General features: G+C 52.2%; 25 protein-coding genes. 16 read left to right on the top strand and 9 right to left on the bottom strand.

Going from position 1 to position 23,304, the window contains the following annotated elements; translation table 11 throughout:
* Positions 1-110: 110 nt before the first annotated feature.
* On the bottom strand, positions 111-1,754 hold the full coding sequence (gene thsB, locus ACZ47M_RS06035; protein WP_464883410.1) for a thermosome subunit beta: 1,644 nt from the start codon (positions 1,752-1,754) through the stop codon (positions 111-113).
* A 191-nt stretch (positions 1,755-1,945) separates the two neighbouring features.
* On the opposite strand from thsB, the gene ACZ47M_RS06030 reads away from it, so the two are divergent.
* Both ACZ47M_RS06030 and ACZ47M_RS06025 read left to right on the top strand, forming a co-directional pair.
* Positions 1,946-2,614, top strand: coding sequence for a Kae1-associated kinase Bud32 (locus ACZ47M_RS06030; protein ID WP_315342680.1), 669 nt, complete (start codon positions 1,946-1,948; stop codon positions 2,612-2,614).
* Between the two features lie 90 nt (positions 2,615-2,704).
* On the top strand, positions 2,705-3,316 hold the full coding sequence (locus ACZ47M_RS06025; RefSeq protein ID WP_315342877.1) for a hypothetical protein: 612 nt from the start codon (positions 2,705-2,707) through the stop codon (positions 3,314-3,316).
* 161 nt (positions 3,317-3,477) lie between these two features.
* Here the strand turns inward: ACZ47M_RS06025 and ACZ47M_RS06020 are convergent, their stop codons facing one another.
* From ACZ47M_RS06020 to ACZ47M_RS06010, 3 genes are all read right to left on the bottom strand, one after another.
* Positions 3,478-5,358, bottom strand: coding sequence for a threonine--tRNA ligase (locus tag ACZ47M_RS06020; RefSeq protein WP_315342683.1), 1,881 nt, complete (start codon positions 5,356-5,358; stop codon positions 3,478-3,480).
* A 91-nt stretch (positions 5,359-5,449) separates the two neighbouring features.
* Positions 5,450-6,535 carry a mechanosensitive ion channel family protein gene (locus tag ACZ47M_RS06015; RefSeq protein ID WP_315342879.1) on the bottom strand — a complete coding sequence of 362 codons (1,086 nt, stop codon included), beginning with the start codon at positions 6,533-6,535 and terminating at the stop codon, positions 5,450-5,452.
* A 2-nt stretch (positions 6,536-6,537) separates the two neighbouring features.
* A complete protein-coding gene (locus ACZ47M_RS06010) occupies positions 6,538-7,179 on the bottom strand; it encodes a DUF432 domain-containing protein (RefSeq protein WP_315342881.1) in 642 nt (213 codons plus the stop codon).
* 93 nt (positions 7,180-7,272) lie between these two features.
* Between ACZ47M_RS06010 and ACZ47M_RS06005 the strand changes: the two genes are divergently transcribed.
* The 5 genes from ACZ47M_RS06005 to ACZ47M_RS05985 are packed head-to-tail and all read left to right on the top strand — an operon-like array spanning position 7,273 to position 10,565.
* Positions 7,273-7,860, top strand: coding sequence for an exosome complex RNA-binding protein Csl4 (locus tag ACZ47M_RS06005; RefSeq protein ID WP_315342684.1), 588 nt, complete (start codon positions 7,273-7,275; stop codon positions 7,858-7,860).
* Positions 7,861-8,505 (top strand): DUF2067 family protein, encoded by a 645-nt coding sequence (locus ACZ47M_RS06000; RefSeq protein WP_315342685.1) that lies wholly within the window; start codon positions 7,861-7,863, stop codon positions 8,503-8,505.
* Entirely contained in the window at positions 8,495-8,782 is a 288-nt protein-coding gene (locus ACZ47M_RS05995; RefSeq protein ID WP_315342687.1) for a DNA-directed RNA polymerase subunit L, read from the top strand. The genes ACZ47M_RS06000 and ACZ47M_RS05995 overlap by 11 nt, the downstream gene beginning before the upstream one ends.
* A 44-nt stretch (positions 8,783-8,826) precedes the next feature.
* A complete protein-coding gene (locus ACZ47M_RS05990; protein ID WP_315342689.1) occupies positions 8,827-10,164 on the top strand; it encodes a hypothetical protein in 1,338 nt (445 codons plus the stop codon).
* Positions 10,161-10,565: a ribonuclease III family protein gene (locus tag ACZ47M_RS05985; RefSeq protein WP_315342691.1), complete on the top strand. Its 405-nt coding sequence runs from the start codon at positions 10,161-10,163 to the stop codon at positions 10,563-10,565. The genes ACZ47M_RS05990 and ACZ47M_RS05985 overlap by 4 nt, the downstream gene beginning before the upstream one ends.
* On the opposite strand, the gene ACZ47M_RS05980 is transcribed toward ACZ47M_RS05985, so the two are convergent.
* Positions 10,566-11,135 carry an ASCH domain-containing protein gene (locus tag ACZ47M_RS05980; RefSeq protein ID WP_315342883.1) on the bottom strand — a complete coding sequence of 190 codons (570 nt, stop codon included), beginning with the start codon at positions 11,133-11,135 and terminating at the stop codon, positions 10,566-10,568.
* On the bottom strand, positions 11,122-11,469 hold the full coding sequence (locus ACZ47M_RS05975; protein WP_010477958.1) for an ASCH domain-containing protein: 348 nt from the start codon (positions 11,467-11,469) through the stop codon (positions 11,122-11,124). The genes ACZ47M_RS05980 and ACZ47M_RS05975 overlap by 14 nt, the downstream gene beginning before the upstream one ends.
* A gap of 96 nt (positions 11,470-11,565) precedes the next feature.
* Between ACZ47M_RS05975 and ACZ47M_RS05970 the strand changes: the two genes are divergently transcribed.
* Both ACZ47M_RS05970 and ACZ47M_RS05965 read left to right on the top strand, forming a co-directional pair.
* Entirely contained in the window at positions 11,566-11,730 is a 165-nt protein-coding gene (locus tag ACZ47M_RS05970) for a class III signal peptide-containing protein (RefSeq protein ID WP_315342694.1), read from the top strand.
* A gap of 17 nt (positions 11,731-11,747) precedes the next feature.
* Positions 11,748-12,968, top strand: coding sequence for an A24 family peptidase C-terminal domain-containing protein (locus ACZ47M_RS05965; protein WP_315342695.1), 1,221 nt, complete (start codon positions 11,748-11,750; stop codon positions 12,966-12,968).
* 144 nt (positions 12,969-13,112) lie between these two features.
* On the opposite strand, the gene ACZ47M_RS05960 is transcribed toward ACZ47M_RS05965, so the two are convergent.
* The gene (locus ACZ47M_RS05960) at positions 13,113-13,739 is read right to left on the bottom strand and encodes an HAD-IB family phosphatase (protein ID WP_315342885.1); all 627 of its coding nucleotides are present in this window, start codon (positions 13,737-13,739) and stop codon (positions 13,113-13,115) included.
* 97 nt (positions 13,740-13,836) lie between these two features.
* Between ACZ47M_RS05960 and ACZ47M_RS05955 the strand changes: the two genes are divergently transcribed.
* From ACZ47M_RS05955 to ACZ47M_RS05945, 3 genes are read left to right on the top strand one after another with little or no spacing between them, the layout of a single operon-like run.
* Entirely contained in the window at positions 13,837-14,550 is a 714-nt protein-coding gene (locus ACZ47M_RS05955; protein WP_315342887.1) for an RAD55 family ATPase, read from the top strand.
* Positions 14,551-14,587: 37 nt separating this feature from the next.
* Positions 14,588-15,001: a hypothetical protein gene (locus ACZ47M_RS05950; RefSeq protein ID WP_315342697.1), complete on the top strand. Its 414-nt coding sequence runs from the start codon at positions 14,588-14,590 to the stop codon at positions 14,999-15,001.
* A complete protein-coding gene (locus ACZ47M_RS05945) occupies positions 15,001-16,683 on the top strand; it encodes a DUF4910 domain-containing protein (protein WP_315342699.1) in 1,683 nt (560 codons plus the stop codon). The genes ACZ47M_RS05950 and ACZ47M_RS05945 overlap by 1 nt, the downstream gene beginning before the upstream one ends.
* Here ACZ47M_RS05945 and ACZ47M_RS05940 read toward each other — a convergent pair.
* Both ACZ47M_RS05940 and ACZ47M_RS05935 read right to left on the bottom strand, forming a co-directional pair.
* Positions 16,680-17,018: a transcriptional regulator gene (locus tag ACZ47M_RS05940; RefSeq protein ID WP_315342889.1), complete on the bottom strand. Its 339-nt coding sequence runs from the start codon at positions 17,016-17,018 to the stop codon at positions 16,680-16,682. The two genes, ACZ47M_RS05945 and ACZ47M_RS05940, sit on opposite strands and share 4 nt — an antisense overlap.
* Before the next feature lie 280 nt (positions 17,019-17,298).
* Positions 17,299-17,715 carry an Lrp/AsnC family transcriptional regulator gene (locus tag ACZ47M_RS05935; protein WP_394356313.1) on the bottom strand — a complete coding sequence of 139 codons (417 nt, stop codon included), beginning with the start codon at positions 17,713-17,715 and terminating at the stop codon, positions 17,299-17,301.
* A gap of 184 nt (positions 17,716-17,899) precedes the next feature.
* Here ACZ47M_RS05935 and ACZ47M_RS05930 point away from each other — a divergent pair, with 184 nt between their 5' ends.
* From ACZ47M_RS05930 to ACZ47M_RS05915, 4 genes are all read left to right on the top strand, one after another.
* Entirely contained in the window at positions 17,900-19,066 is a 1,167-nt protein-coding gene (locus ACZ47M_RS05930; protein WP_315342701.1) for an OBG GTPase family GTP-binding protein, read from the top strand.
* Positions 19,067-19,344: 278 nt separating this feature from the next.
* Complete coding sequence (locus ACZ47M_RS05925; RefSeq protein ID WP_315342703.1) at positions 19,345-20,823, top strand: FAD-dependent oxidoreductase; 1,479 nt, start codon at positions 19,345-19,347, stop codon at positions 20,821-20,823.
* Between the two features lie 2 nt (positions 20,824-20,825).
* Positions 20,826-21,986: an NAD(P)/FAD-dependent oxidoreductase gene (locus tag ACZ47M_RS05920; RefSeq protein WP_315342892.1), complete on the top strand. Its 1,161-nt coding sequence runs from the start codon at positions 20,826-20,828 to the stop codon at positions 21,984-21,986.
* Between the two features lie 63 nt (positions 21,987-22,049).
* Positions 22,050-23,291 carry an MFS transporter gene (locus ACZ47M_RS05915; protein WP_315342704.1) on the top strand — a complete coding sequence of 414 codons (1,242 nt, stop codon included), beginning with the start codon at positions 22,050-22,052 and terminating at the stop codon, positions 23,289-23,291.
* Positions 23,292-23,304 lie beyond the last annotated feature (13 nt).

Below are 23,304 nucleotides of genomic sequence, written 5' to 3'. Positions count from 1 at the left end.
CGACCTGACGCCCCTTTCCGGGGTATCAGGCGGATCTCGCCATCTTTTGAAACTTAAAATTCCGAGCTGATGCCTTTTCTCTAAAACGAGCAAAAAAGAAGGGAAAGGCATCACATGCCCATGTCCATGTCGCCCATACCGCCGGGCATTCCGCCCTCGCCTTTCTCTGACTTGCTGGCCTTGGCGGCGATGACGTCGTCTATGCGGAGGATCATTATTGCTGCCTCGCTGGCGCTCTTGATGGCCTGTTTCGGAACGCGGAGCGGAGCGATGACGCCGCGCTCCAGCATATCAGCAGGCCCTCCCTCGAAGACGTCGATGCCTATTCTGGGACCTCTGTTCTTGTGCTCGCTGATGACCTTAACGAGGACGTCGACGGTGTCAAGCCCTGCGTTCTCCGCTAAGGTCTTCGGGATTATCTTGAGGGCATCCGCAAAGGCTTCTATAGCGAGGGCCTCCTTGCCGCCAACGGCCTTGGCGTACTCGTCGAGCCTGATGGCCAGCTCAATCTCCGGGGCACCGCCCGCCGGGAGTATGTAGCCGTCCTCCATCACGTCTTTAACGACCTTGAGGGCATCTTCAAGGGCCCTCTCGACTTCATCAACTACGTGCTCTGTGCCACCGCGGATGAGGATTGTTACAGCCTTCGGGTTCTTGCAGCCTTCGACGAAGACCATGTTCTCTCCAGCAACTTTCCTCTGCTCGACGAGGTCAGCGTGGCCGAGGTCCTCCGGAGTTAGATCGCGAACGTTGGTGACGATTTTAGCTCCAGTAGCCTTGGCCAGCTTCTCCATGTCGCTCTTCTTGACCCTCCTGACTGCCATTATGCCGTATTTGGCAAGGTAGTGCTGGGCTAAGTCGTCGATACCCTTCTGGACGAAGACGACGTTGGCCCCAACCTCCCTGATCTTCTCAACCATTTCTCTGAGCATCCTCTCCTCCTGCTCGAGGAAGCTCATGAGGTGGTTGGGGTCGGTGATGTTGATCTTTGCGTCTGTTTCAGTCTTCTTGACTTCAAGGGCCTCGTCGATGAGGGCTATCTTAGCGTTCTCGACCCTCTTCGGCATCCTCGGGTGAACAACTTCCGTATCAATGACTACTCCCCTAACGAGCTCGCTCTCCTCAACGCTCTCGCCTGCCTTCTTTTCGAGCTTAATGTTGTCGAGGTCAATGGTATACTTACCGTCCTTCTTCTCTGCGACCTGCTTGACGGCCTCGACGGCGAGCCTTGCAAAGAGCTCCTTGTAGCTCTCGGCGCTCTTGCCGGTGATTGAGGTCATGGCTATCTTCATGAGGATCTCCTCATCATCCGGGGTGACCCTAATGGCTATGTTTTCGAGTATTTCCTGGGCTTTCTCTGCTGCGAGGACGTAACCCTTGACGATGATGCTTGGGTGAATGTTCTGGTCGAGTAACTCCTCAGCCTTCCTGAGGAGTTCACCGGCGATGACGACAGCAGTGGTAGTTCCATCGCCCGCCTCCTTGTCCTGGGTCTTGGCAACCTCAACCATCATCTTCGCGGCAGGGTGCTGGATGTCCATCTCGTCGAGTATGGTTGCACCGTCGTTGGTGACAACAACATCCCCAAGGCTGTCGACGAGCATTTTGTCCATTCCCTTGGGGCCGAGGGTGGTTCTGACGGTTTCGGCTATTATTCTCGCAGCCAGGATGTTCAGTCTCTGGGCGTCCCTACCAACGTACCTCTGAGTCCCCTCAGGCAGAATAACAACCGGCTGGCCACTAAACTGCTGCACCATTTGACGTTCCTCCCGTGGAATTTCTTTTTGCAGAAACGCTTCGTCAGCATTCCATAAAAAGTTTTGGGCTAAAAATTTCAAAGAAAAGCTCTAAAACTGGAACAATGACAAAAATTCGAAAAAATGTGGGGAAAAGGACTAAAACCCTTTCCGGGAAGTTCTAATTGTGGATCGAGAGGGGTGATATCGTGAAGCTCATAGCCCAGGGAGCCGAGGCAAAGATCTACGAGGCCACCTTCGAGGAAGTGTTCGGGGTTCCTCTCCTGAAGGAGAAGGTGATAGTCAAGCACAGGATCCCAAAGCGCTACAGGATAGGGGAGATAGACATCAGGCTGAGAAAAGAAAGAACTGTGAGGGAGGCAAGGATACTCCACAGGGCGAAAGAGTTCGGTGTAAACTGCCCCCACGTGTATGAAGTTGATCTTAAAGACATGAAAATCGTAATGGAGTTCATTGAGGGGGAGCGCCTTAAGGAGCTGCTGGAAAAAGTCGAAATGAAAGAGAGGCTAAGCCTTTGCAGGGAAATCGGAAGGCAGATAGGAAGGCTTCACAGGGCTGGGATAGTCCACGGCGACTTAACGACGAGCAACATGATATTCCGGGAGGGGAAGGTCTACCTCATAGATTTCGGTCTGGCGGATTTCGATTCAACTCTCGAGGCGAGGGGCGTTGACCTCCACCTCCTGAAAAGGGCAATGGAGAGCACCCACTACCGGTGGTTCGAGGCTGGCTTTGAGGCCGTTTTGGAGGGCTACGCTGAGATTATGGGCGAAGACCTCAAGGAAGAGGTAAAGGAGAAAATACAAGAAATAGAGAGCAGAGGACGCTACAGGGAGAGAAGCTGGATATTAGGATGAATTTTTCAATTTTGGGCTCCAGTATTCCAGTTTATGGTGAAGGGGGAAGGTTTTTAAATGGGGTGAAAGAGATGGCCCCAGGTGGTGGGAGTGAAGTTTAAAGGCTGGGCCTTTGGCTCAACTGCAAGGATTGAGTTTGACATAATGACTCTGGGCGAGCTTAAAGTCGAAGACTTCCGGGACTTTGACGTTGATTCAATTAAGCTGGAATTCAGGCCCGGCTCGTCCGGGATAAAGATAATCGGGATATGGGAAGGCCCCATTGAGAGAGCCGGCGAGGGTATTAAAAAGGCCCTCGAAGAGAGCTCAAAGTTAAGGGAGAGGATAATGCGCAGGATAAGAGCCAAAACCGATTCGATAAGAGGCACAATGCTCCAGCTGGGCTTCAAGGAAGAGGTTGTTGGGTATGGAAGTGCCCTCCGCTTCTCAAAAAAGATCGGATCCTATGAGATAGTGGTCGTTGTCTCGACAACGGACAACGTGGTTCGGGTTGAGGTTTACGGAAACGACAGAAAGGTCATCAGCCCTGAGCTGGAGAGCATATTTGGGGAAGTTGAGGTTGAGGAACTCGAGGTCTACGACCTGGAAGACAACCATGAAGAACGCCTTGTGATAAACCTCGAGATCCCCAAAGACGACGAAAAACCGGAAAAGAAAATAGCTGAAGCCATAAAGATAATTGAAAACATGCTCATGACCTGAAGCAAACTTTTATGTTCCTTTTTTGTTTGGGGCTGTAACCCTGGAACAGCGGTCTTGTCATCTACGAAACGTACTCAATGGCTGGAACGGCCAGTGGGACGCTTTTCAGGGTCCAAACCTGGTGAGCACCTCAGCCGAAAAAGGGGGAAAGAAAAGACAGGTCATCCCTTGAACTTCGGCCTCCTGCTGAGGAGGAGCGGCAGAGGCCTCGGCCTGTAGGGGAAGCCCTCGGTCTGGGCCTTTATCTCCTTGATCAGGTCTTCGATCTGCATTTCAACCTGAGCTCCATCGCTTCTTCTCCTCACGGTGATTGTGTTCTGCTCCTTCTCGTTCCTGCCGACAACCACAATGTAGGGAACCCACTCCTTCTCAGCTTCCCTTATCTTCTTGTTGAGCCTGTCGTTGGTGTCATCGACGTCCACTCTTATCTTAGCGCCTTCGAGCTTGCCAGCTACGTAGAGAGCGTAGTCCATGACCTCCTCGCTCACCGGGATAACCCTGACCTGTATCGGGCTGAGCCAGAGCGGGAACATCGGCTTCTTACCCTGGGCCTGCAGTTTCGCCTGCTTTTCAAGGATGGCATACATTACACGCTCGATGGCACCGCTCGGCGAGCAGTGGAGTATGAGCGGGTACCGCTTCTGTCCCTCCTCGTCGTAGTAGGTTATTCCAAAGCGCTCGGCGTTTTCCACGTCTATCTGCACGGTGCTCAAAGCGGCCGCTTTATCGAGGTTGTCCACGAAGTTGAACTCGAACTTGAGGATGAAGTAGAAGAACCTCTGGTCCCACATCTCGATGAGGACGGGCTTGCCTATTATCTTCGCAAGCTCGACGATGAAGTCCCTGTTCTCCTCCCAGAAGTCCCTGGTGAAGCGTATCGCGACCTCGTAGTCATCTGGCGTCAGACCGACCCCCTTGAGAACCTCCATGCTGAGCTTGTACTGCTTCTTGAACTCGTCCATGGCCTGCCTGAGGTCTCTGGCTACCGTGTGCATATCCGGCATGGTGAAGGCCCTCAACCTCCTCAGACCGCTCAACTCACCGCTCTTCTCCCTCCTGAAGGAGTAGCGCGTAAGCTCGTACATCCTGAGCGGCAGGTTGCGGTAGCTTATGGTCGCGTCCTTCTTTATGAGGAACTGGCCGAAGCAGGCGGCAAAGCGGAGGAAGAACTTCTTGTCACCGCTCTTAACTACGTACTGCCTCGCCGGGAAGCGGTTCAGGTACTTCTCGAGCGCCGGGTGCTCGAAGTCGTACATAATGGGAGTCTCCACCTCCATGGCGCCGTACTCGATGACCTTCTCGGTGACGTACTGCTCGAGGAGGCCCTTGATGAGCCTGCCCTTCGGATAGTACCTGAGGTTGCCCTGATCGCTTCCGGGCTCGTAGTCGACGAGCTCGTGCTCGAGCATGAGCTTAACGTGGGGTGGCTCTCTATCGGCGGCCCTGTTCTTGTTTATCTCGTAGTTTGCAAACTTCCGGAGGTTTTCATGGCCGGTGAAGTCGAACTTGTCAACCTCAACCAGCTCCCCCCCAGGCGTGAGGATATACCAGTAGCTCTTGAGTTCTTCCTCCTTTTCGAGGGCTATGTTGCGCTCCTCCGTGCTTACAGCCTCTCCGCTTGGAACTACTGACCTGCTGAGTTCAGCGAGCGGGTGTCCCTTGCAGGAGAGCTTGAAGGCCTTGTAGTAGCCGAAGGGGGCGCGCTTGACTTCGAAGCCTTCCTCCTTAAGCTTCTCCTCAACCTTCTGGAGGACCTCGAGGGCAACGTCAGGCTTCGCCAGGTCACTGCTCAGGTGGGCGAAGGGGTAAACGAATATCTTCTCCGCCTTAACCTGTCCTGCAACGTCCTTGATTTCCTTCACGGCTTTCTCAACGACCTCTTCCGGGTTCGCCTCGTCAACCTTCTCAACGCTCATGAAGACCGCCAAGACCTCGTCGAGCCTGCCCTTCCTCTGCTCTTCGCTTATCGGCTCCGGGTTCTTCAGGGCCCTGTCCTTGACCTCGTACTCGAGGTAGTCGGAGTGTATCAGAAGCATTCTCATCCTTAACCACCACCCATGGCTGGGCGTAAACTACTAAAAGTTTTCCCCTTGGCTTATAAACCTGTCCAAAGAGGAAAAGAAAAGCAGCGGCTCAGTTTCCCCTCTCTCCCTCGACCTTTATCCTTATGGGCTCCGGGAACCAGTTGACCCTCTGCGGGAACGGTATCTCTATGCCTTCCCTGTCGAGGGCCTCTTTGACCTTCTGGACTATTTGGATCCTTACATCAAACCACTTTTCGCTCGGTGCCCACGCCCTAATTGATATGTTCACACTGCTGTCCCCGAGGTTGTCCACGAACACCACTGGTTCTGGCTCTGCCAGAACGTAGGACATCTCGTCGAGGGTCTTCTTTATTACCTCTATAGCTTTCCCTGCGTCTTCTTTGTAGCCTATGCCAACCGTTATGTCGACCCTTCTCGCGGGATACTTCATCAGGTTCTGTATCTCGCTGTTGAAGAGCTTCTCGTTTGGGATCCTAACCAAAACGCCATCCCACGTTCGTATTCTGGTTGAAAGGATCCTTATATCGTGCACTATTCCGGAATAGCCGGCAACTTCCACGGGGTCGCCTATTTTGAGGGGCTTATCAAAGTACATGAATATGCCCGAGATGAAGTTGGCCACAACAGTTTGAGAGGCAAAACCGAGGACGATACCCGTTATTCCGGCCGCTGCAAAGATCGTTGTCAGCCTGCCAGTGAAGCCGGCAATGTTGAGGGCTATGAAAAAGGCTAGTACAACAATGAGGTAGTAGAAGAGCTTCGCCTTAACCTGGACCTCAGGAAGATTTTGCGTTGGAGAGCGCATTATCATGTAGTCTTTTGACTTCTTGGCGAAGATGTAAGAGAAGTAGAACACCAGAAATCCAGCGAGGATGTTGCTCATGTTTGCCCCTCCAATCTTAAAGGCCATAGCCCCAAGGGCCTCAAAGGCATAGACGATGGCTATGACCACTATCATGTTGTGGAGCGTTGAGGCGGTGTCCTCGTTGATTATCCAGATGTACTTGGTACTCCGGGAGAGGTTGAGGAGATACGCCCTCACAAACCTTGCAATTATGAGAGCTGCGACGAGTATGAGCAGTGCCTTGGTGATTCCTCCGACGGTTATACCGAGGATCAGGCCCTGGCCAAAAACACCCTGCTCCCAAAAGGAGGTTGTGTTGGCCGTTGTCATCTTCACCACCTCATCAGGAAGTCCGGAAGCGGGAGCCTGTCACCTACGGCGTTCAGGCCCTCCTTGGGGGGTTTTCCCGTGTTGTTGACCTCCGGAACGTGATTTTTCAGCGTAACGATGATGAGGGGGTAGTAAGCCCTCTCCTTCGTATAGTACATTGAGCTCCCTTTTACCGGGATTATAATCTTCTCAAGGGATTTCCAATCGCTTGAGGGATTCGAGACGATCAGCTCGGCCACACCCAAACTCTCGGGCTCTTCCGCGTAGAATGGGCTTACATGATAACGGCATATAATCCCCGCCTCAAGCGTCCCGTAGAGGGCGTATTTTTCCCTTCCAACAATAAAGTGGTCTATGCTAAGCTCGCCAACTTTGACATCAATCTCCACTGGAGCTTCGACAAATCCCCCCAGAGACTCTTGGGGCGGAACCACAACGGGTTCCCTGAACTTCACCATGAGGAGCCTGACTCCATAGCCCACCGCCGGGGAAGGCAGAATTTTGAGTTTTTCCCCGTTGCTTTTGATGATTTTTTCAACCTCATCCCTTCTGTACCGAACAACGCCCCCTTTATCCTCGAGCAGGTGTATCTTTTTGTCGGCAATCTTTATGAACTGTGTTTTTAGCTCGTGCTCTCCGAACATGGCAAAGCCCACTCGTCAAACATAAATTTAAAGTTATCGCGACGGTAGCAAAGGCTTAAAAAATCCTCGCTGGAATCCCTACTGGGTGGGAGGATGGAGGTTAAAAAGACATTAAAAGAAGGCGATCTTGTGCTCCCTGGGGATCACCTGGGGGTTATTGAAGAGTATCTCCCGGGTGAGGGAGTGAAGGAAGAAAACGGCGAGTTAATAGCCACAAGAGCAGGGAGGGTTAGAATAGATCAGGAGAAAATGGAAATCTACGTCGAGCCAGTGACGGACACACCACCCCTTCCAAAGGTTGGGGACATAGTTCTGGCGCGGGTCATTGATGTGAAGCCCCCGGCGGTTATGGTTAATCTTCTTCGGATAGAGGGAGAAATCAGAAGGGAAATCGCGACTTCAAAAATGGCCGGAATCCACGTTTCCAGCATCAAAAACGGTTTCGTTGAAGACCTGAGCAGTGAGTTCAAAATAGGTGACATAGTCCGTGCCAGGGTAATTTCCAACGAAAAGAGCCCAATTCAGCTTACTACAAAAGATCCAGACCTGGGGGTAGTTTACGCCTTCTGCTCCAGATGCAGAACGCCTCTCATAAGAAGGGGGGACAAGCTGATCTGCCCCAAGTGCGGAAACATTGAAACAAGAAAGCTCTCAAGGCTCTACCGCAAGCTGGTGATTTGAATGTCCCGGGCAAAGAGGGTTATAACAATACACGTGAGGAGCGAGGAGGAGAAGGAGGAACTGCTTAAGGAGATCCAAAAGCTCAGACTGCCGGCTTTCATATACGTCCATGGAAAGCTGGATTCAATCAAAATAAACGTCCAGGGAACAAAAGACGAGATAAGGGAGACCATGGGAAAAATAAGGGCCATTCACAACAGGATAAGGGCGAAGCTTTACCCGGATAAGAGGGGACTCTACCGCTATTCGCCCGATGACCTGTTCAGGGAAGCGGGGACCAGCGTTTCCCTGCCGGTTCTCCTTTGGATACTCCAGCTAAAAGGAGAAACCGTGATGTTCGATGAAGACGGGAAAGAGCTCATAACCTCGCTCCCATGGACAGAAGCTTTGGAGTTAGTTAGAGAGCTGGGGCAGGCTCTGGCTGAGGTATCCCTCCAGACAACCCGCCAGATAAGAGAGGTAGTCCTCCCGGTGTCCGTGGTATACGGCATCCCGGCGGAAGAGGTTCTTGAGCTCCTGGTAGAGCTTGGCCTGGCAGAGTGGAAGGAGGATAAGTTTAAATACGAACTCATAAAGAACAAGGAGCAGGCCCTGGAAGAGGTCATCAAACACATCTCCAAAGAGGGTGAGGAATATGAAGATTGAGGTCATCAAAAGGGAAGACAACAAACTTGAGTTTTACCTGGAAGAAGAGGATCACACCTTCGCCAACCTGCTGGTCGAGGTTCTCCACGAGGACGAACACGTTAAATTCGCGGCTTACTCAATAGATCACCCGATCCTCATGGCCAGAAAACCGAAGTTCAAGGTAGTAACGGACGGCAAGGAAAGTCCGGAGGAGGCACTTGAAAAGGCCGCCCAGAAGATATTCGAGAGGGCCAGGGAAGCCCTTGAGGCCTGGAGGAGCGCGGTTTCCTCCTGAGTCTCCGGCGATAATTTTTTAAACGTTAAATTATACCACTCACCATGAGAAGGCCGAAATCAAACCCGGGAAAAGAGCGTTCGTTTTATGTCCTTTTGGTTATACTACTCCTCTCGCTCTCCATCAGACTTTACATAGCGCCCTACTCGACGGGAAGCGATATCCCCCAGTTCTATGGCTTCGCCGGGACGATGCTCCGCCATCCCCTTGACTTCTATTCCTACGCCGATGGAAAACACTGGGAAGAAGAAGGATGGCCCTACAACTGGCCCTACGTTTACGGCCCGGTTTTGGTATATTTGATGGCCCTTTTGAGGGTTATCGTGGGGGATGGGGCCGTTAAGTTCTTCTGGGACTCATCGGGCTATCATGTCTTCGCCTCCACGTCGTGGATCATGGCCGTAAAATCCCTCTTCATCATCGCCGATGTGGGGGTAGGGATCCTTCTATACCTCTTCCTGAGGAAAAAATCGGAAAAGCTTGCTCTGGGTGTTTCCTCTCTGTACCTTTTCAACCCCATGGTTATCTACGTTTCCTCGGTATACGGCATGTTCGATGGGCTTGCGCTTCTTCCATTCCTCCTCGGGCTTTATTTTGTTGAGAACGGAAGGAAAAACCTCGGCTACGGGTTGATTGGCTTCAGCCTGGCGGTCAAGCATACGATAATTTTTCCAGCCCTGGTAGTTCTCTGGGATGAACTGCTTGACAAATGGAAAACTCCTGGAGCGCTCAAAGAATCCCTCGGGAGTTTCGTGGCCGGGACAGCCATCCCGTTCCTCCCCTTCCTCCTCAAGCCAGCATCCCTCCTTGGGATACCCGATCTGCTTCAGGGCATGAAGCCGGACTACACATACCCGATAGCCTATAACCTCAACGGGATAGTTTCCCTCCTGACCTTTGTTCACGAAATCTCAGGCCTAAACACACTGTTCTACATGAGGCACTGGGCTATCTTCTCAGTTTTGGCCTTAATGGGTGTTCTTTTCACCCACTACAGGCTAAGAAACCTCAGGGTTTCTATTGCCCTGGCCTACGCGGCATTCCTTCTCACTTACTGGAGGGTTAACACCCAGTACTCCCTTCCGCTTATAGCGTTCCTCCTCCTTGCCCTCCCCGAACTCGACTGGCCTTCGAGGGTTGTCATGTTCCTCCCCACAGTACCCCCCACCCTCTGGCCCATAATGTTCCCCACCAGCTTCTGGTTCCACGTTCACATTGAACACCCAAACTGGAACATGGTTAAGCTTATAGACCGCTTCACCCTAATGATCTTTGATACCGGGCCGTTCGTGGTGCTATCGATTTTATTCACGCTTTCGCTCTTTGCCCTCCTAGTATGGATGCTCGCACTTTCGTTTGAACTGAGGAGGTGCAACGGTTGAAGGAAAGGCCCAGGATAAATTACTCAAGGGATTTCAGGGACAGGGGGCTCTCAACCCTCGGTGATTCGCTCGCAAACTTCATATTTTCCCTGGCTCTCAGCGAGTACACCGGAAAGCCAACCGGTGGAAGGGTTCCAAACGCTTCGCTCGCAATCGCCATCGAGAGGGCCGGGCTGAAGCATCTTATACCTCCCAGGACGGACAAGCACGGCAAAGGCGACGTGGCGGAGGCGGTTATAGCTTTTGCCTGGCTGGAAGGGGCATTCACAATAGAGGAGGCCGTTGAAGTACTTGTCAGGAACTTCGAGGATGATGTACTGCACCCGTACAGGAGCAAGGAGGCTCTTGGAAAGGCCTTTGGAGAGCTTTTGGGGCTCATAAAGGAGAGGCTCGAGCTCTGATCAGGCTTTCGGCCCCATGAGGCCTTTCTCCTTGAGCTGTTCATAGGCTCTTCTTAATGTGTCCCTTATCAGGTAGCGCTTGTTTAGACCACCAAGACGATAGGCGGCCTTTCTAAGGCTCCCGGTTTTCAGAAAGAGCTCTATCAGCTTTCTATCTTCCTCCGGGAGATCCAGGTATTTCAGGGCTTTCTCGGCTATCTCGACTGGGAGATTCCCCTCGTATGCGTAGTCAGAACTCATAACCGGCGTATTGAACTTCTCTACTAACTTAAAGACCACCACATGGGCCTTTGAGTTTTCGTTTACCCACCTGTAGTGCTCCTTGAGGGCATTTATGAGCTCCTCCCTGCTGGAGAAACCATCCAAAAGGGCATCCTCATTGGTCAGCTCTCCAACCGTCTTGCTCTCGACACGCTCTATAACGGCCTTTCCCAGGACGTAACCACCTGAGTGAATGAGAACCACGTCTCCCTCTTTCAGGTCGGGCCTCCTACCGAGCCTAACGGTTGCCCGTTTCTTCCCCTTCAAGATGGCCTCGGAGTACTTTCCGTCGAACTCAAGGTGCTTCATTTTCACCACCGAGGAGCTTGAACTTTATGGCCATCACCCCGTACCTGTTCTCCTTCCACTTTGGGTACATTCCGTGGAAACGCTTCAGGGCCCTCTCAAAGCTGGGCTCGTCTGGGAAGATCTTTTCTATGGGTTCTTCTCTCAGCACCTGCCTGAAGGTTTCGTACCTCTTAACCTCTGTAACAATTGCCGGAATGGAGTCGTTGAATATTATCCTGTCCCCCGGTTTGATACCCCTCAGCTGGGGGTACGCCACCCTGACCTCAATTCTCTTCTCACCGGAGCGTATGAACTCAAGATACTCCTCGTGCACCTTTAAGTGATAAACCCTCATGGCCCCTCACAGCTGGGAGGTGGGAACGATTTAAAAAGATTGGCAGGGAAACCCTTAAATCATGGGAACGCCAGAAATATATGCAGGTGGATGACGATGAAGCGGGCTCAAACTGCCATAGAGTATCTCTTCATGCTCGCAGCTGCCCTGATTCTCGTGGGTATAGCGATGAAAACCATTCTTGACACGAGCAGGCAGCTCGAGACTACGATTTCCGACTACACAAAGACCGTCAGAGAGAAAGTCCTGGAGAACCTTTAACGCCGGGAGGGGAAGGAATGGAGTGGTACAGTGCACTCATCGTCCTAGTTGGATCTTTGATGGGGATTCTCACCTCATACACCGACATCAAAACCGGGTTCATATTTGATAACCATGTCTTTCCAACCCTTGCCTTTGTGGAAAAGGCAAAAGGGCTGGAAAACGAAGGGGAGGAAGTGATAGCAGGGAGGGTTGAAAAAATAATAATCCCCGCAACGGAGATCGGGTTCATAGTCTATCTTTACCTTGGGCTCGTCAAAGGGGACTATTTGTTGGCAATTTCTGGGATCCTGGGCTTTTTCATCGGGCTTGTTCTTGGGCTGATTCTTTATTATGCGGGAGCGTGGGCTTCCGGGGATGTTCTGGTTTTGGCTGCGTTCTCGGCTCTCCTGCCGTATCCACTAAGCTTTGCCAGGGTCGTCGCCCCCTATGAAGCTTCCTACCCCCTCTATCCCATAGCAATCCTTTTCAACGGTGTACTGGCCGTTTTTCCGTTCCTTTTCGTCTACGCCCTGGGCGTGCTCCTGGTTAGAAAAAATATCAAAAGACTCAAGGACGTCTTTTCGGAAAGGGCCTACCTCTCGGTTGAGGTGGCCCTCTGGCTTTTGGCCGGAATTGGCCTGGCCCTCTTTCTAAACCGGCTCGGTCTCTCAGTGGGGGGAGCCTATCAGTACGTCCTTACGATTGTTCTTTTTGTGGTCTTTGGAAAGTACAGAAAAGCTGGAGACGTTGCGGGCCTCGTTTCTCTTACCTACCTGGTTTACCTCACGGGAACGGACGCCCTTTATGCATTTGCCAAACTGCTGGCCGTGGTGTACTCATTCAAGGTGTTCTTCTCCGTAGTTCGGGTTCTCAGGGAAGAAGCCCTTGTTGAGGAAGTTCCCGTTGAGGAGTTGAGGGAGTGGGACATACTGGGGGAGACCATATACATTGAGGGGGATGTCGTTAAGAGGGACAGGAGGGGCTTCTTTGAGGTTCTCAGGGATGCCCTAAGAACTGGGGACATCAAATTCCAGAACATCTATGGAGGCGAAGTAATAGCATCCCCCACAGCAGAAGGACTCAAGAGGGAGCAGCTAGAGAAGCTGAAGGAACTCGTCAGAGAAGGAAAACTGGACAACAGATTCCTAAGGAAGAAGGCGATGCCCTTTGCACCGAGCATCTTTCTGGGGTTCCTGATCGCGGCCCTCTGGGGGGACGTGTTCTGGTGGCTTGTCCTAAAAATGGCGGGACTGTAGGGGGTCAGTGAAGGGCGTGGTCATCAACTTTCAGCAAAGCAAAAGCTCTTCATCCCCCAGGGTCCGGCAGGAAGCCCCGCTTCACGCTTCTGCTGGGAGGCGGGAGGCAAACCCGGAAAGGTTCGGGGAAACTCATTAAAAACCTCACCCCTCTATCAGTCCCCCGATTATTTCAATCACTTCGTGTAGGTTCTCAACGACGTGATCCCCTTCGACCCCTTCGTGAGGGTTTATGGCTATACTGACGTCCGCCTCTGCAAACATTGAAAGATCGTTATATCCGTCTCCGACAGCCACGGTTAGTTCGGGGGAGAGCTCTTCCTTGAGGGCCCTGAGGATCGATCCCTTTCCCACAAAATCCACCTGGGGGATGACTTTTCCTGTTATGAAGCCGTTCTCGTCGAAAACCAGCTCGTTGGCGAACACGTAATCTGCCCCGAGATCATCCGCGATTTTTCTGGCAAGGCACATAAGACCACTGCTCAGGATGGCCGTTTTAAAATTGTTCTCCCGCAGGAAATCAAAAAGTTCATACGCACCTTCCATGAACTCCACCGATCCAACCCACTCAAAGATCTCCTCCCTTGTGTGCCCCTTCCAGAGGGATGCGTCTAATTCGGCCCAGGTGGCGTAGTCTATCCTTCCCTCAAAGAACATTTCAGCGTATTCCTTTCCCTTTTCCCACGTTCCAAACTTTTTATGAAGTTCAATCCAACCGGAAACTGATTTTACCAGCGTTCCCTTGAGATCGAAAGCGGCCAGTCTTACCATAATGCCCACCACCGACCAGATTAAATGCCTCAATAAAAATGTTGCTGGAGGGACAACTTTAAATACAAAATTTTCGGAATTAAATCGGGTGAACTTGATGTACGTTGGAGAACTCCTCAGGAGCCTTGATAGGGTCCCCTCCGGTGTTCCGGGACTCGACGACATGATAGGTGGAGGCTTCCTGCCTGGAAGGGTCTACCTTGTAACTGGCCCCCCGGGAAGTGGAAAGACAACCATCGGAATACAGTTCCTCGTTGAGGGAGCAAAAAACGGAGAAAAAGGGGTATTTATCTCCCTGGTTGAAAACCCAAAAATAATAATCCAGGACATGCTCAGGTACAACTTTGGCCTTCTGGGATATATAAACTCCGGGATGATAACGTTTCACGACCTCGGAAGTTACCTGCTAAGGGCAGAATACCGGATGAGCTGGACCGAGCTCTTCAACGCCATTCTAAAGGTTATAAATGAGGGAGAAGTAAAGAGAGTCGTGATAGACTCCTTCACTTCCATGGAGAATCTCATCAAGGACCCCGAAAACAAACGATGGGCCCTCGGAAGATTCATTCGGGCACTTCAGGAGCTTGAGATAACTACCATAATAACCGCTGAAATGCTCCAGGGCGACTCCTACACGGACGAGCACTACTTGGCCGATGGGGTCATAGTGATTCACCACTTCATGAGGAACTACCAGATGATCCGGGCCCTCCAGGTGCTAAAAATGCGTGGTGTCCCTCATGACAACAACCTGAAGAGAATACGCTTCACCGAGGACGGCATACGCGTCTACCAGGAGGCTCCCTTCTGAGGTGTTGGTTATGGGAGAGAAAAAATCCAGTGAGAACGTGAAGAAGGAGATAAAAGCCCTTCTTGAGGACGCTTACTCCTTCGGCTATTTTGTTGGTTACAAAGGACACAGCGAGTGGGTGGAGTGGGTCAGAGAAAGAAAGGAAGAACTATACAGGAAGGCGGAAGAACTGGGCGTATATGACCTGGTGAGGAACGCATACGGGAGAGGAAGAGAAGACGGAGCCAAGAAAAGGGGGGAGGAAATAAACCTCGGACTCATCGAAAAGGGAAAAATAGAGTTAGAAAAAGAAAAGCCGAGGATAGAGATACCACCACAGCAAGAAAGTGAAAGATTTGAAGCCGAGTTCGCACGCTTTCTTCAGACCACTAAATTCACCCTTCCCCCTGAGTTCTTGGACACTCTAAGGCATCTGGAAATTCCAAAAATGCTCAAGATGGGTGAAATATAATGCACGGGCCCGCAGAAAAACTTAGGCCGGAGAGGATTCTTCACAGGGTAGAGGAGCTGACCCGGTTCCACAGGATTCAGGGGTCTAAAGGACTTGTTGATGCAGTTGAGTACCTCCGGGATGAGCTTTCAAACATTGGACTGTCCCCCAAAACACACTACGAAAAATACGACGGAAAGAGCTGGTATCTAACCCTCCAGAGCCCAATAGCCTGGGATCTCCTTGAAGGAGAAGTTAGATTCAACGAAAAAACTCTTAGCTCGGAGGAAACCCCTCTTGTCGTTATGGCACACTCTCCTCCCGGGGAGGGAGAAGCTGAGATAGTGCCGATTCTGAATGACTCCGACTGGGAACGGGCCCACGGAAAGGTCGTTCTTGTGGGGAAGAACTTTAGAAAAGCCTACCGGAAAGCCAACGAGATTGGTGCCGTCGCTTTTGTCTCTTACAGGGAGGGGACTGACGATGCGGTTCCATACATAGGTCTCTTTCTCACTGAAGAGGATCTAAAATGGGCGAAAATTCCCGCATTCGCTGTTCCTGAGAGCTGGGCCAAGAAAATAATCTCAGACTACCTCTCAGGAAAGAAACCCCGGCTTAGTTTTAGAGCAGTAACGGAGATAAAAAGCTCGGAAAAGCTCCCAATTTTGTACACTGAAATCGGAGAACCGCCTTTTATACTGCTCACTGCCCATATCTGCCACCCAAGACCTGGGGCAAACGACAATGCAAGCGGTAGCGCAATGCTGGTTGAGCTCGCTGAAGTACTTTCAAAGGTCTATAAGAGCGATTTCCGCTTTGGATTCGCCTTTCTGTGGATCCCGGAGTATTATGGAAGCCAGGCGTTTATCGAGAGGAAAGTAGAGCCCAATGACTACTACTCGGCGATAAACCTCGATATGATCGGTGGGAGCGAAGACCGCTCAGGCTCCACTGTAATGCTTGTAAGGACACCCCTCTCAAGGTTCTCTATCGTTTCCGGCGTATTGGAATATTTCCTGAAGAGGCACAACCTCTCAAGCAAAAAGAGCCTCTCCGGTTCCGAAATTCCGGCAGTGAAATTTAGGGCTTATCCCTATGAAATGGGAAGCGATCACGACGTTTTCAACTTTTTCGGAATCCCCTCAGTGATGCCGATAACCTGGCCGGACAGGTTTTATCACTCCAATATGGACACGCCCGAGAAACTGAGCATGGAGTCTCTGGCCATAATAGGGAGATCAGTTCTCTCCTCCGTTATCTTCCTGGCGGGGGAGGATGAGGAGAAACTCAGGCGGTTTGCAAGGGGATACTCCCTCAAATACCTCGGAGAACTTGCCATGGAACGGGAGACGGAGATGGCTGAAAAGCTCGTTATGCTCGGCCTTTCCAGGGATTCGAAGTTCACGGGAATGGACATTGGATACGAATTTGAAAAAACTCCATGGCTCAGGTGGAAGCTGAGGGGAAGGATTGGTGAGGATATAATAAAGAACAAGGCTCCGGAGAGGCTTGATGAGTTCGAAAAGTTAACGGAAGAGAGAAAAGCCCTTATCAACCTCCATGAGCTCGTTATGCTGGGTGAACTCCTTCCAAAGGACGAAGCCTACAAAGCCCTTTCAGAAGAATACGGAGAAATCGAAAAGAGTACGCTGGAGGTACTTATTGGTCTCCTGGAGGAGGCAGAGATCGTTGAGACCCTCTAGCCGGATTTCGTTATCTCTTTTTCGAGCTCGTCTATCTTTTGTAGTATGTTCTCTTTTATACGCTCCAGCAGCTCCACGGGGGAAACGGCGGTGTAGGCGTACCCAAGCCATCCCTTCTCAATAAGTTTTCTCCTGAGGATACCCTTACGGTAGAGGTTAAGAACGTACTCTCTAACTGACCTCTCGCTCATCCCGAGCTCCTTCTGGATTTCCGTGATCCTCATGGGCCGTTTCTTTTCTAAGAGGAGACGGTATACCTTAAGCTCAGTTTTTTTGAGCCCGAGGTTCCGAAGGAGACCCTCCAGCTTTTCGTAGAGCTCCTCTCCTGAAACCATTAATTCTCCCCTCTGAACTGTGATTTTCATAGGCGCTTAAAAGTCTTGTGATTGATTGGTATGTCCCAGAGAGAACGCAAAGTGTGGGCCGGTACAGAGGCCCGCGTTCATCGCTCGCGCGGGTGATGTCCCCGGCCCTGTGGGCTCGGCGTGAGCACGCTCCGCTCATTGAACCCGAGAACCTTGCGGAGGCGGGAAAACCGAGCCCGTGCGAGGAGACTGTGTTGTCCCCTCGCTGTCGGCATGAAATAGTGGGAAAGAAGGTTTAAAAAAATGAAGGTCACTCGATTGGAATATCGACCCCTTCTTTGTGAACCTTAAGAACCACCATGGTATGGGTGGATTCAACGCCCTCTACGTCGCCAATTCTGTCCAGAAACTCGTTGAGCTCTTCACTGTCCCTGGCGCGGATTTTAATCACCATGTCATAGTCCCCGGTGGTCTCGTAGACCTCAACGATTTTAGGATTCTTCTTAAGCTCCTCGGCGACTCTGGAATACATACCAGCCTTGGCCTTTATCAGAACGAAGGCTAACATGTTGAGACCGAGGGCATTGGGATTAAGAACGACGCTGAACCTCTTTATTATCCCCCTCTCCCGCAGTTTCTTTATCCTCTCATAGATCGTGGACTCCGCGAGGTCAACTTCCTTAGATATTTCCCGCAATGGAGTTCTGCTGTCTCTCTGAAGAATCATCAAAATCTTCTTATCTACTGGATCCAGCGACCAGCCCTTCAAAGCCACCACCACTAAAAATTTTCGAGTCAGTATATAAACCTGCCGATGACTCGTGCAGTGACAAGAACAAAGAACTAGGCCCTCACCATACTTTTATAAAACTCATCCCTCTGCATATTCTGGAGGCAGAGGGTGGTGCAGGATGCCAACGAACGTAACCGCCGAGTATCTGGCGGCAGAGGAAGAGTATAGGAACGCCAAAACTATCCCGGAAAAGATAAGGGCACTTGAAAAAATGTATGCCATGGTTCCAAAGCACAAGGGGACGGAGAAGCTCAGACTACAGATAAAGAGGAAACTCTCAGAGCTCAGAAAAGAGCTGGAAAAACAGGGACAGACAAGAAAAGGCAGCGGCGGACCCTCAATGGCTGTTAAAAAGGAGGGCGCTGCTCAGATAGTCTTAGCCGGCCTTCCGAACGTGGGCAAAAGCTCCCTCCTGAAGGCCCTCACGAACGTTGAGGTGGATGTTGCTGACTACGCTTTTACAACAGTCGAGCCCATCCCAGGCATGATGCACCACCGGGACGTTCAGATTCAGCTCGTTGAGGTTCCCGGGTTAGTTGAAGGCGCCGCCTTCGGAAAGGGAATGGGGCCCCAGCTTCTCAGCGTGATAAGGAACGCCGATGCGATAGCGATAGTGGTTGACCTCTCACAGGATCCGGTAAAGCAGGTTGAGACCCTTCTTACAGAGTTCGAGAGGGCCGGAATCAAGGTCAACAAGAGGAAGCCGAAGGTCGAGATAAAGAAAACCGCGATGGGAGGCATAGTCATCAACGGCCAGGAGAACATCAAGGGCGATATTCAGGAGGTCATAAACATGCTCCGCGAGGAGAGGATTCACTCGGCGGAGATAACCGTTAAAGAGCCCGTAACCCTGGAGGAGTTTGCCGACGCAATAGATGACAGCCTGGTGTGGAGAAGGGCGATAATCATAGCCAACAAAGGCGATGCCCCCGGCAGTAAGGAAAACTACGAGAAGCTGGTTAAAGCCTACGGCGACCGCTTTAAGATAGTTCCCGTCTCGGCTGAGAGAAAGATAAACCTCGAGAAGCTCAAGGACGAGCTCTACGAGCTGGCTGAAATAATAAGAGTTTTCACGAAGAGCCCCGGCGAAGAGCCGGCTTATCCACCCGTTGCCCTCAAAAGGGGTTCAACCGTTATTGATTTAGCAGAGAGAATCCACGCGGACTTCGCCAAGAACTTCAGATATGCCAGGGTATGGGGCAAGAGCGTCAAGTTCCCGGGCCAGAGGGTTGGAGCCGACCACGTGCTTGAGGACGGCGATATAGTTGAGATTCACACCCGTTAGCTGCAGAACGTTCCCTTACGGCTTCTTCCCGTTCTTTCTGTATTGAGCTAGGGAATATCGGGGCTGTTCCTCAGAGCCAGTTGAAAACGCCGCTGAGTTCGTTATGGCAAAGGGACTCGCCTGATTCTTGCCCTTCTTGTTTTTGGTTCTCCGGCAGATTCTCCGGGTGTTTTGGCGTTGGGGCACTAAAGGTTTTAAACCATCTTTGATCAACCCAACGTTTATAAGCACCGGTGTATAGAGAAGAGCGCCAGCCGTAAAATTTTCGAGGTGGGAGCATGAGACCTCTCGACCTAACGGAGAAGGACCCTTCTAAGAAGATCACGATCTATTTTGAGGGGAGGCCCTACGAGGCCTACGAGGGCGAAAAACTTCCCGTCGCCATGCTCGCCAGCGGCGTTTACTGGCTCACGACGAGCACAGAGGGGAGACACAGGGGAGCCTTTACCTTCGGCCCGGTTCCAGTTACAGTCAACGGCGTCAAGAACGTTGACGGAAGGAAACTGAAGCTCAAGAATGGCTTGAGAATCGAGAGACAGCGCTACGACGAGTTCCAGGAGCAAGTGGAAATAGACGAAGGCAAGCCCGTTATTAGGTATGTAGTTGACGTTGCAGTCATCGGCGCCGGCCCGGCCGGACTTGGCGTTGTTGAAGAAATAGGTGGAAAGCTCACCGTCGCGCTCATTGAGGAAAAAGGCTGGCTCGGAGGCGACATGTGGCTCAAGGGAGTTGACCAGGAGGGCTTCGGAAACCCGAGGAGGGCGATAGAAAGGCTCTCAAGCTTCCCAGACGGAGTTAGGGTTTTTCTCGGGACGACGGCTTTGGGAGTCTTTGACAAGGGCGAGTACTTCCTCGTCCCTGCAGTTAAGGAAGACCAGCTGATAGAGTTCATGGCCAAGCGCGTGGTCCTCGCTACGGGGGCGGTTGATTCGATAATGCTCTTCGAGAACAACGATTACCCGGGAGTCTTCAGGAGGAGCGACGCCCTTGAAGTTATAAACGTCTGGGGCGTGGCGCCCGGAAGGAAAGTTGCTGTGGTTGGGGCTTTTCCGGAAGAGATAACCCAAGAGCTCGACCGCTGGGGCATAGAGTACGTCGTGGTTCCCAACCCGAAGAGGGTTGAGGGGAACGATAGGGTCGAGCGCCTAATTGATGGGAACGGCAACGTCTACGAGGTTGACGCGGTGATCGTGGCCGACGGCAGGATTCCCGACATAAACCCGGTCACCCAGGTCGGTGGAAGGCTGCACTTCAGGCACGGCTACTACATTCCAATACTCGACGCCGAGCACAGGATAAGGAAAGGGATCTACGTTGCCGGAAGCGCCGTGAGCATAAAGCCGCACTACGCGAACTTCCTTGAGGGCAAGCTCGTTGGTGCCTACATCCTCAGGGAGTTCGGCCTTGAGGCCGAGCCCTGTCTCTACGAGGAAAAACTGAAGGAGTACGAGCCTGTGGCAAGGCCGATTCCAAAGCTTCCGCTCGATGGCTTCAACGGTGAAGACGTCCAGATATGCGGTTGCGGCGTCACACTCGGAAAGGTGGATGAGGTGGTAAAAAGCGGCATAACCGACCTGCAGATAATCAAGCGCCTCACTCACCTCGCAATGGGCTTCTGCCAGGGACGCTTCTGCCTCTTCAACGGGGCTCTGCTCGTTTCCCAGAGAAGCGGAACGCCCATGGGTGAGCTCGACATACCAGTTGCGAGGCCGCCTCTAAAGAACGTGAAGATGAAGGTCGTCGCGGGGAGGGAGTGAAGATGCCGACGAAAATTCTCCCGGAAAAGAGCGAGATAACGGTCATAGGCGGCGGAATAGTTGGGGTGACGATAGCCCACGAGCTGGCCAGGCGCGGGGAAGAGGTTACGGTTATAGAGAAGCGCTTTATTGGCTCTGGCTCGACCTTCCGCTGCGGAACTGGGATAAGGCAGCAGTTCGGCGATGAGGCCAACGTCCGGGTGATGAAGCGCTCCGTGGACCTCTGGAAGCGCTACAGTGAAGAGTACGGCTTCCCCTTTGAGCAGACGGGCTATCTCTTCCTCCTATACGACGATGAGGAAGTTGAGGCCTTCAAGAGGAACATCGCGATACAGAACCGCTTCGGCGTCCCCACGCGGCTCATAACTCCCGAGGAAGCCAAAGAGATAGTCCCCCTTTTAGACATCAGCGAGGTCGTCGCCGCCTCCTGGAACCCGACGGATGGAAAGGCGAGCCCCTTCCACTCGACGACTGCATTTGCCCTCCACGCTGAGGAGTTTGGTGCAAAGCTTGTTGAATACACGGAGGTGAAGGACTTCATCATAGAAAACGGCGAAATCAAGGGCCTGAAGACGAGCAGGGGGACGATAAAGACCGGAATAGTCATAAACGCCACCAACGCCTGGGCCAAGCTCGTCAACGCAATGGCTGGAATAAGGACGAAAATCCCGATAGAGCCGTACAAACATCAGGCGGTAATAACCCAGCCCGTAAAGAAGGGCTCGGTTAAGCCGATGGTCATCTCCTTCCGCTACGGCCATGCCTACCTCACCCAGACTAGCCACGGCGGGATAATCGGCGGTGTTGGCCATGAGGAGGGACCGACCTACGATTTAAGCCCCACCTACGAGTTCATGCGTGAGGTGAGCTACTACTTCACTAAGATAATCCCTGCCCTGAGGGAGCTCCTTATCCTTAGGACGTGGGCGGGCTACTACGCCAAAACACCGGACAGCAACCCTGCGATAGGCAAAATAGAAGAGCTGAGCGATTACTACATTGCGGCTGGCTTCAGCGGCCACGGCTTCATGATGGCTCCAGCGGTGGCCGAGATGGTCGCCGACCTCATCACGAAGGGCAAGACCGACCTCCCGGTGGATTTCTACGACCCTTACCGCTTTGAGAGGGGAGAACTCCGCGGAAAGGCCCTCCAGATGGGCTGACTTCAACCTTTTTCTTATCCTTTCGACGGAAATTTTATAAAGCTTCCGCAGTTTCTTCGGCTGATGCCGAAGCGTGAAGAGGCCGTCATCCAGGGAAAGCGCGAGAGAGCTTTAAAGCTCCAAAGGCTCCAGGTTAGGCGGGAAAACCTTTTGATCCTGGCCGTGTCCACTTTCATCGCCAACGTCTCCTTTGGAATGGCCTTTCCCTATCTGGGCGTTTACATGAGGCTCCTCGGCGCGAGCATGTTCCTGGTCGGCCTTCTCAGCGTCGCTTTCAACTTAACCTCCACCGTCTTCCAGTACCCCTTCGGCTGGCTTTCCGACTCAACGGGCAACAGGAAGGGCTTCATAGCCTTTGGGACGGCCTCGATTGGAGTTTTCTACGCGGCAATGGCCTTTGTAGGCTCCGCAACCGGTGTCCTGGTCCTGAGAACCCTCCAGGGCGTTTTCGGCTCTGCAATGGCGCCCGCTCACTTAGCCCTCATCTCGGAGCTTTCAACGAGGGCTGGCTCTATATTCGGCCTCTTCAACTCGATAGAGAACGCCGGTTACATGGCGGGCAACTTCCTGGGCTCCTTCGTCGTCAGGTACCTTGGAATAAAAAGCGTTTTTGCCATCGCAAGCTTTTTGCTCTTCCTCTCCGCGGGTTTGGTTCTGTTGATAAAAGAAAGACCGAACGGAGGGCGCTCTCTTCTTGACGTCATCCGGGGGGACAGGAAAAGCTGGCGCACGACAGCTAAGGGCTCGGCCTTCAAAAAACTCATGCACGGCTCTCTCGGCCTTTTCTACGTTACAGTTTTCCTCGTCATGATCGCCAGCGGGCAGTTCTACAGCGTCTCATCAGTTTACTTCGAGGAGACCTTCGGTGAGTGGAGCGTTGGGGTTATATTCGGCATCGAAAGCCTTGCAGCAGCTCTAACAGGCTACTTCCTTGGAAGGCTGATAGATATTTACGGGGCTAAAAGGTTCTACTTGTTAGCAATAGCCGGCTATGGCCTGGTTTTCTTCCTCTACGCCTTCGTTGAAAACGTCTGGCTCATCTTTGGGGTGGCTTTCCTCTCCGGCGTGAAGTGGGTTCTAATGATAAACTCGACATCAGCCTACGTCGCCCAGAACGTTAAGGCTAGCGAGAGGGGGCAGGGAATGAGCCTGCTCAACGCGATGATGAGCCTTGGCTGGGTAGTTGGGCCCCTCATCGGCGGCTATCTCGCGGGGATAAGCTTCCGGCTCAATTTCGTGAGCACACTGATTCCCCTGGGGTCGGCTTTTCTGCTTGCGCTCAGACTGCCCGAGAAACTCCGTTAACCTCTTAAAAACC

This window comes from Thermococcus waiotapuensis, assembly GCF_055384795.1.
The sequence above is the reverse complement of the archived record's forward strand: the minus strand, read 5'-3'. Positions and strand labels throughout refer to the sequence as shown.

Coding starts and splice junctions, on each gene's coding strand:
- ACZ47M_RS05975 (WP_010477958.1), bottom strand. CDS start 11,469: ATGAGGGTTTATCACTTAAAGGTGCACGAGGAGTATCTTGAGTTCATA.
- ACZ47M_RS05965 (WP_315342695.1), top strand. CDS start 11,748: ATGGAGTGGTACAGTGCACTCATCGTCCTAGTTGGATCTTTGATGGGG.
- ACZ47M_RS05990 (WP_315342689.1), top strand. CDS start 8,827: ATGAGAAGGCCGAAATCAAACCCGGGAAAAGAGCGTTCGTTTTATGTC.
- ACZ47M_RS05920 (WP_315342892.1), top strand. CDS start 20,826: ATGCCGACGAAAATTCTCCCGGAAAAGAGCGAGATAACGGTCATAGGC.
- ACZ47M_RS05995 (WP_315342687.1), top strand. CDS start 8,495: ATGAAGATTGAGGTCATCAAAAGGGAAGACAACAAACTTGAGTTTTAC.
- ACZ47M_RS06010 (WP_315342881.1), bottom strand. CDS start 7,179: ATGTTCGGAGAGCACGAGCTAAAAACACAGTTCATAAAGATTGCCGAC.
- ACZ47M_RS05930 (WP_315342701.1), top strand. CDS start 17,900: ATGCCAACGAACGTAACCGCCGAGTATCTGGCGGCAGAGGAAGAGTAT.
- ACZ47M_RS05925 (WP_315342703.1), top strand. CDS start 19,345: ATGAGACCTCTCGACCTAACGGAGAAGGACCCTTCTAAGAAGATCACG.
- ACZ47M_RS06020 (WP_315342683.1), bottom strand. CDS start 5,358: ATGAGAATGCTTCTGATACACTCCGACTACCTCGAGTACGAGGTCAAG.
- ACZ47M_RS05960 (WP_315342885.1), bottom strand. CDS start 13,739: ATGGTAAGACTGGCCGCTTTCGATCTCAAGGGAACGCTGGTAAAATCA.
- ACZ47M_RS05945 (WP_315342699.1), top strand. CDS start 15,001: ATGCACGGGCCCGCAGAAAAACTTAGGCCGGAGAGGATTCTTCACAGG.
- ACZ47M_RS05935 (WP_394356313.1), bottom strand. CDS start 17,715: ATGATTCTTCAGAGAGACAGCAGAACTCCATTGCGGGAAATATCTAAG.
- ACZ47M_RS06005 (WP_315342684.1), top strand. CDS start 7,273: ATGGAGGTTAAAAAGACATTAAAAGAAGGCGATCTTGTGCTCCCTGGG.
- ACZ47M_RS05940 (WP_315342889.1), bottom strand. CDS start 17,018: ATGGTTTCAGGAGAGGAGCTCTACGAAAAGCTGGAGGGTCTCCTTCGG.
- ACZ47M_RS05980 (WP_315342883.1), bottom strand. CDS start 11,135: ATGAAGCACCTTGAGTTCGACGGAAAGTACTCCGAGGCCATCTTGAAG.
- ACZ47M_RS05955 (WP_315342887.1), top strand. CDS start 13,837: ATGTACGTTGGAGAACTCCTCAGGAGCCTTGATAGGGTCCCCTCCGGT.
- ACZ47M_RS05970 (WP_315342694.1), top strand. CDS start 11,566: ATGAAGCGGGCTCAAACTGCCATAGAGTATCTCTTCATGCTCGCAGCT.
- ACZ47M_RS05915 (WP_315342704.1), top strand. CDS start 22,050: ATGCCGAAGCGTGAAGAGGCCGTCATCCAGGGAAAGCGCGAGAGAGCT.
- ACZ47M_RS06015 (WP_315342879.1), bottom strand. CDS start 6,535: ATGACAACGGCCAACACAACCTCCTTTTGGGAGCAGGGTGTTTTTGGC.
- ACZ47M_RS06000 (WP_315342685.1), top strand. CDS start 7,861: ATGTCCCGGGCAAAGAGGGTTATAACAATACACGTGAGGAGCGAGGAG.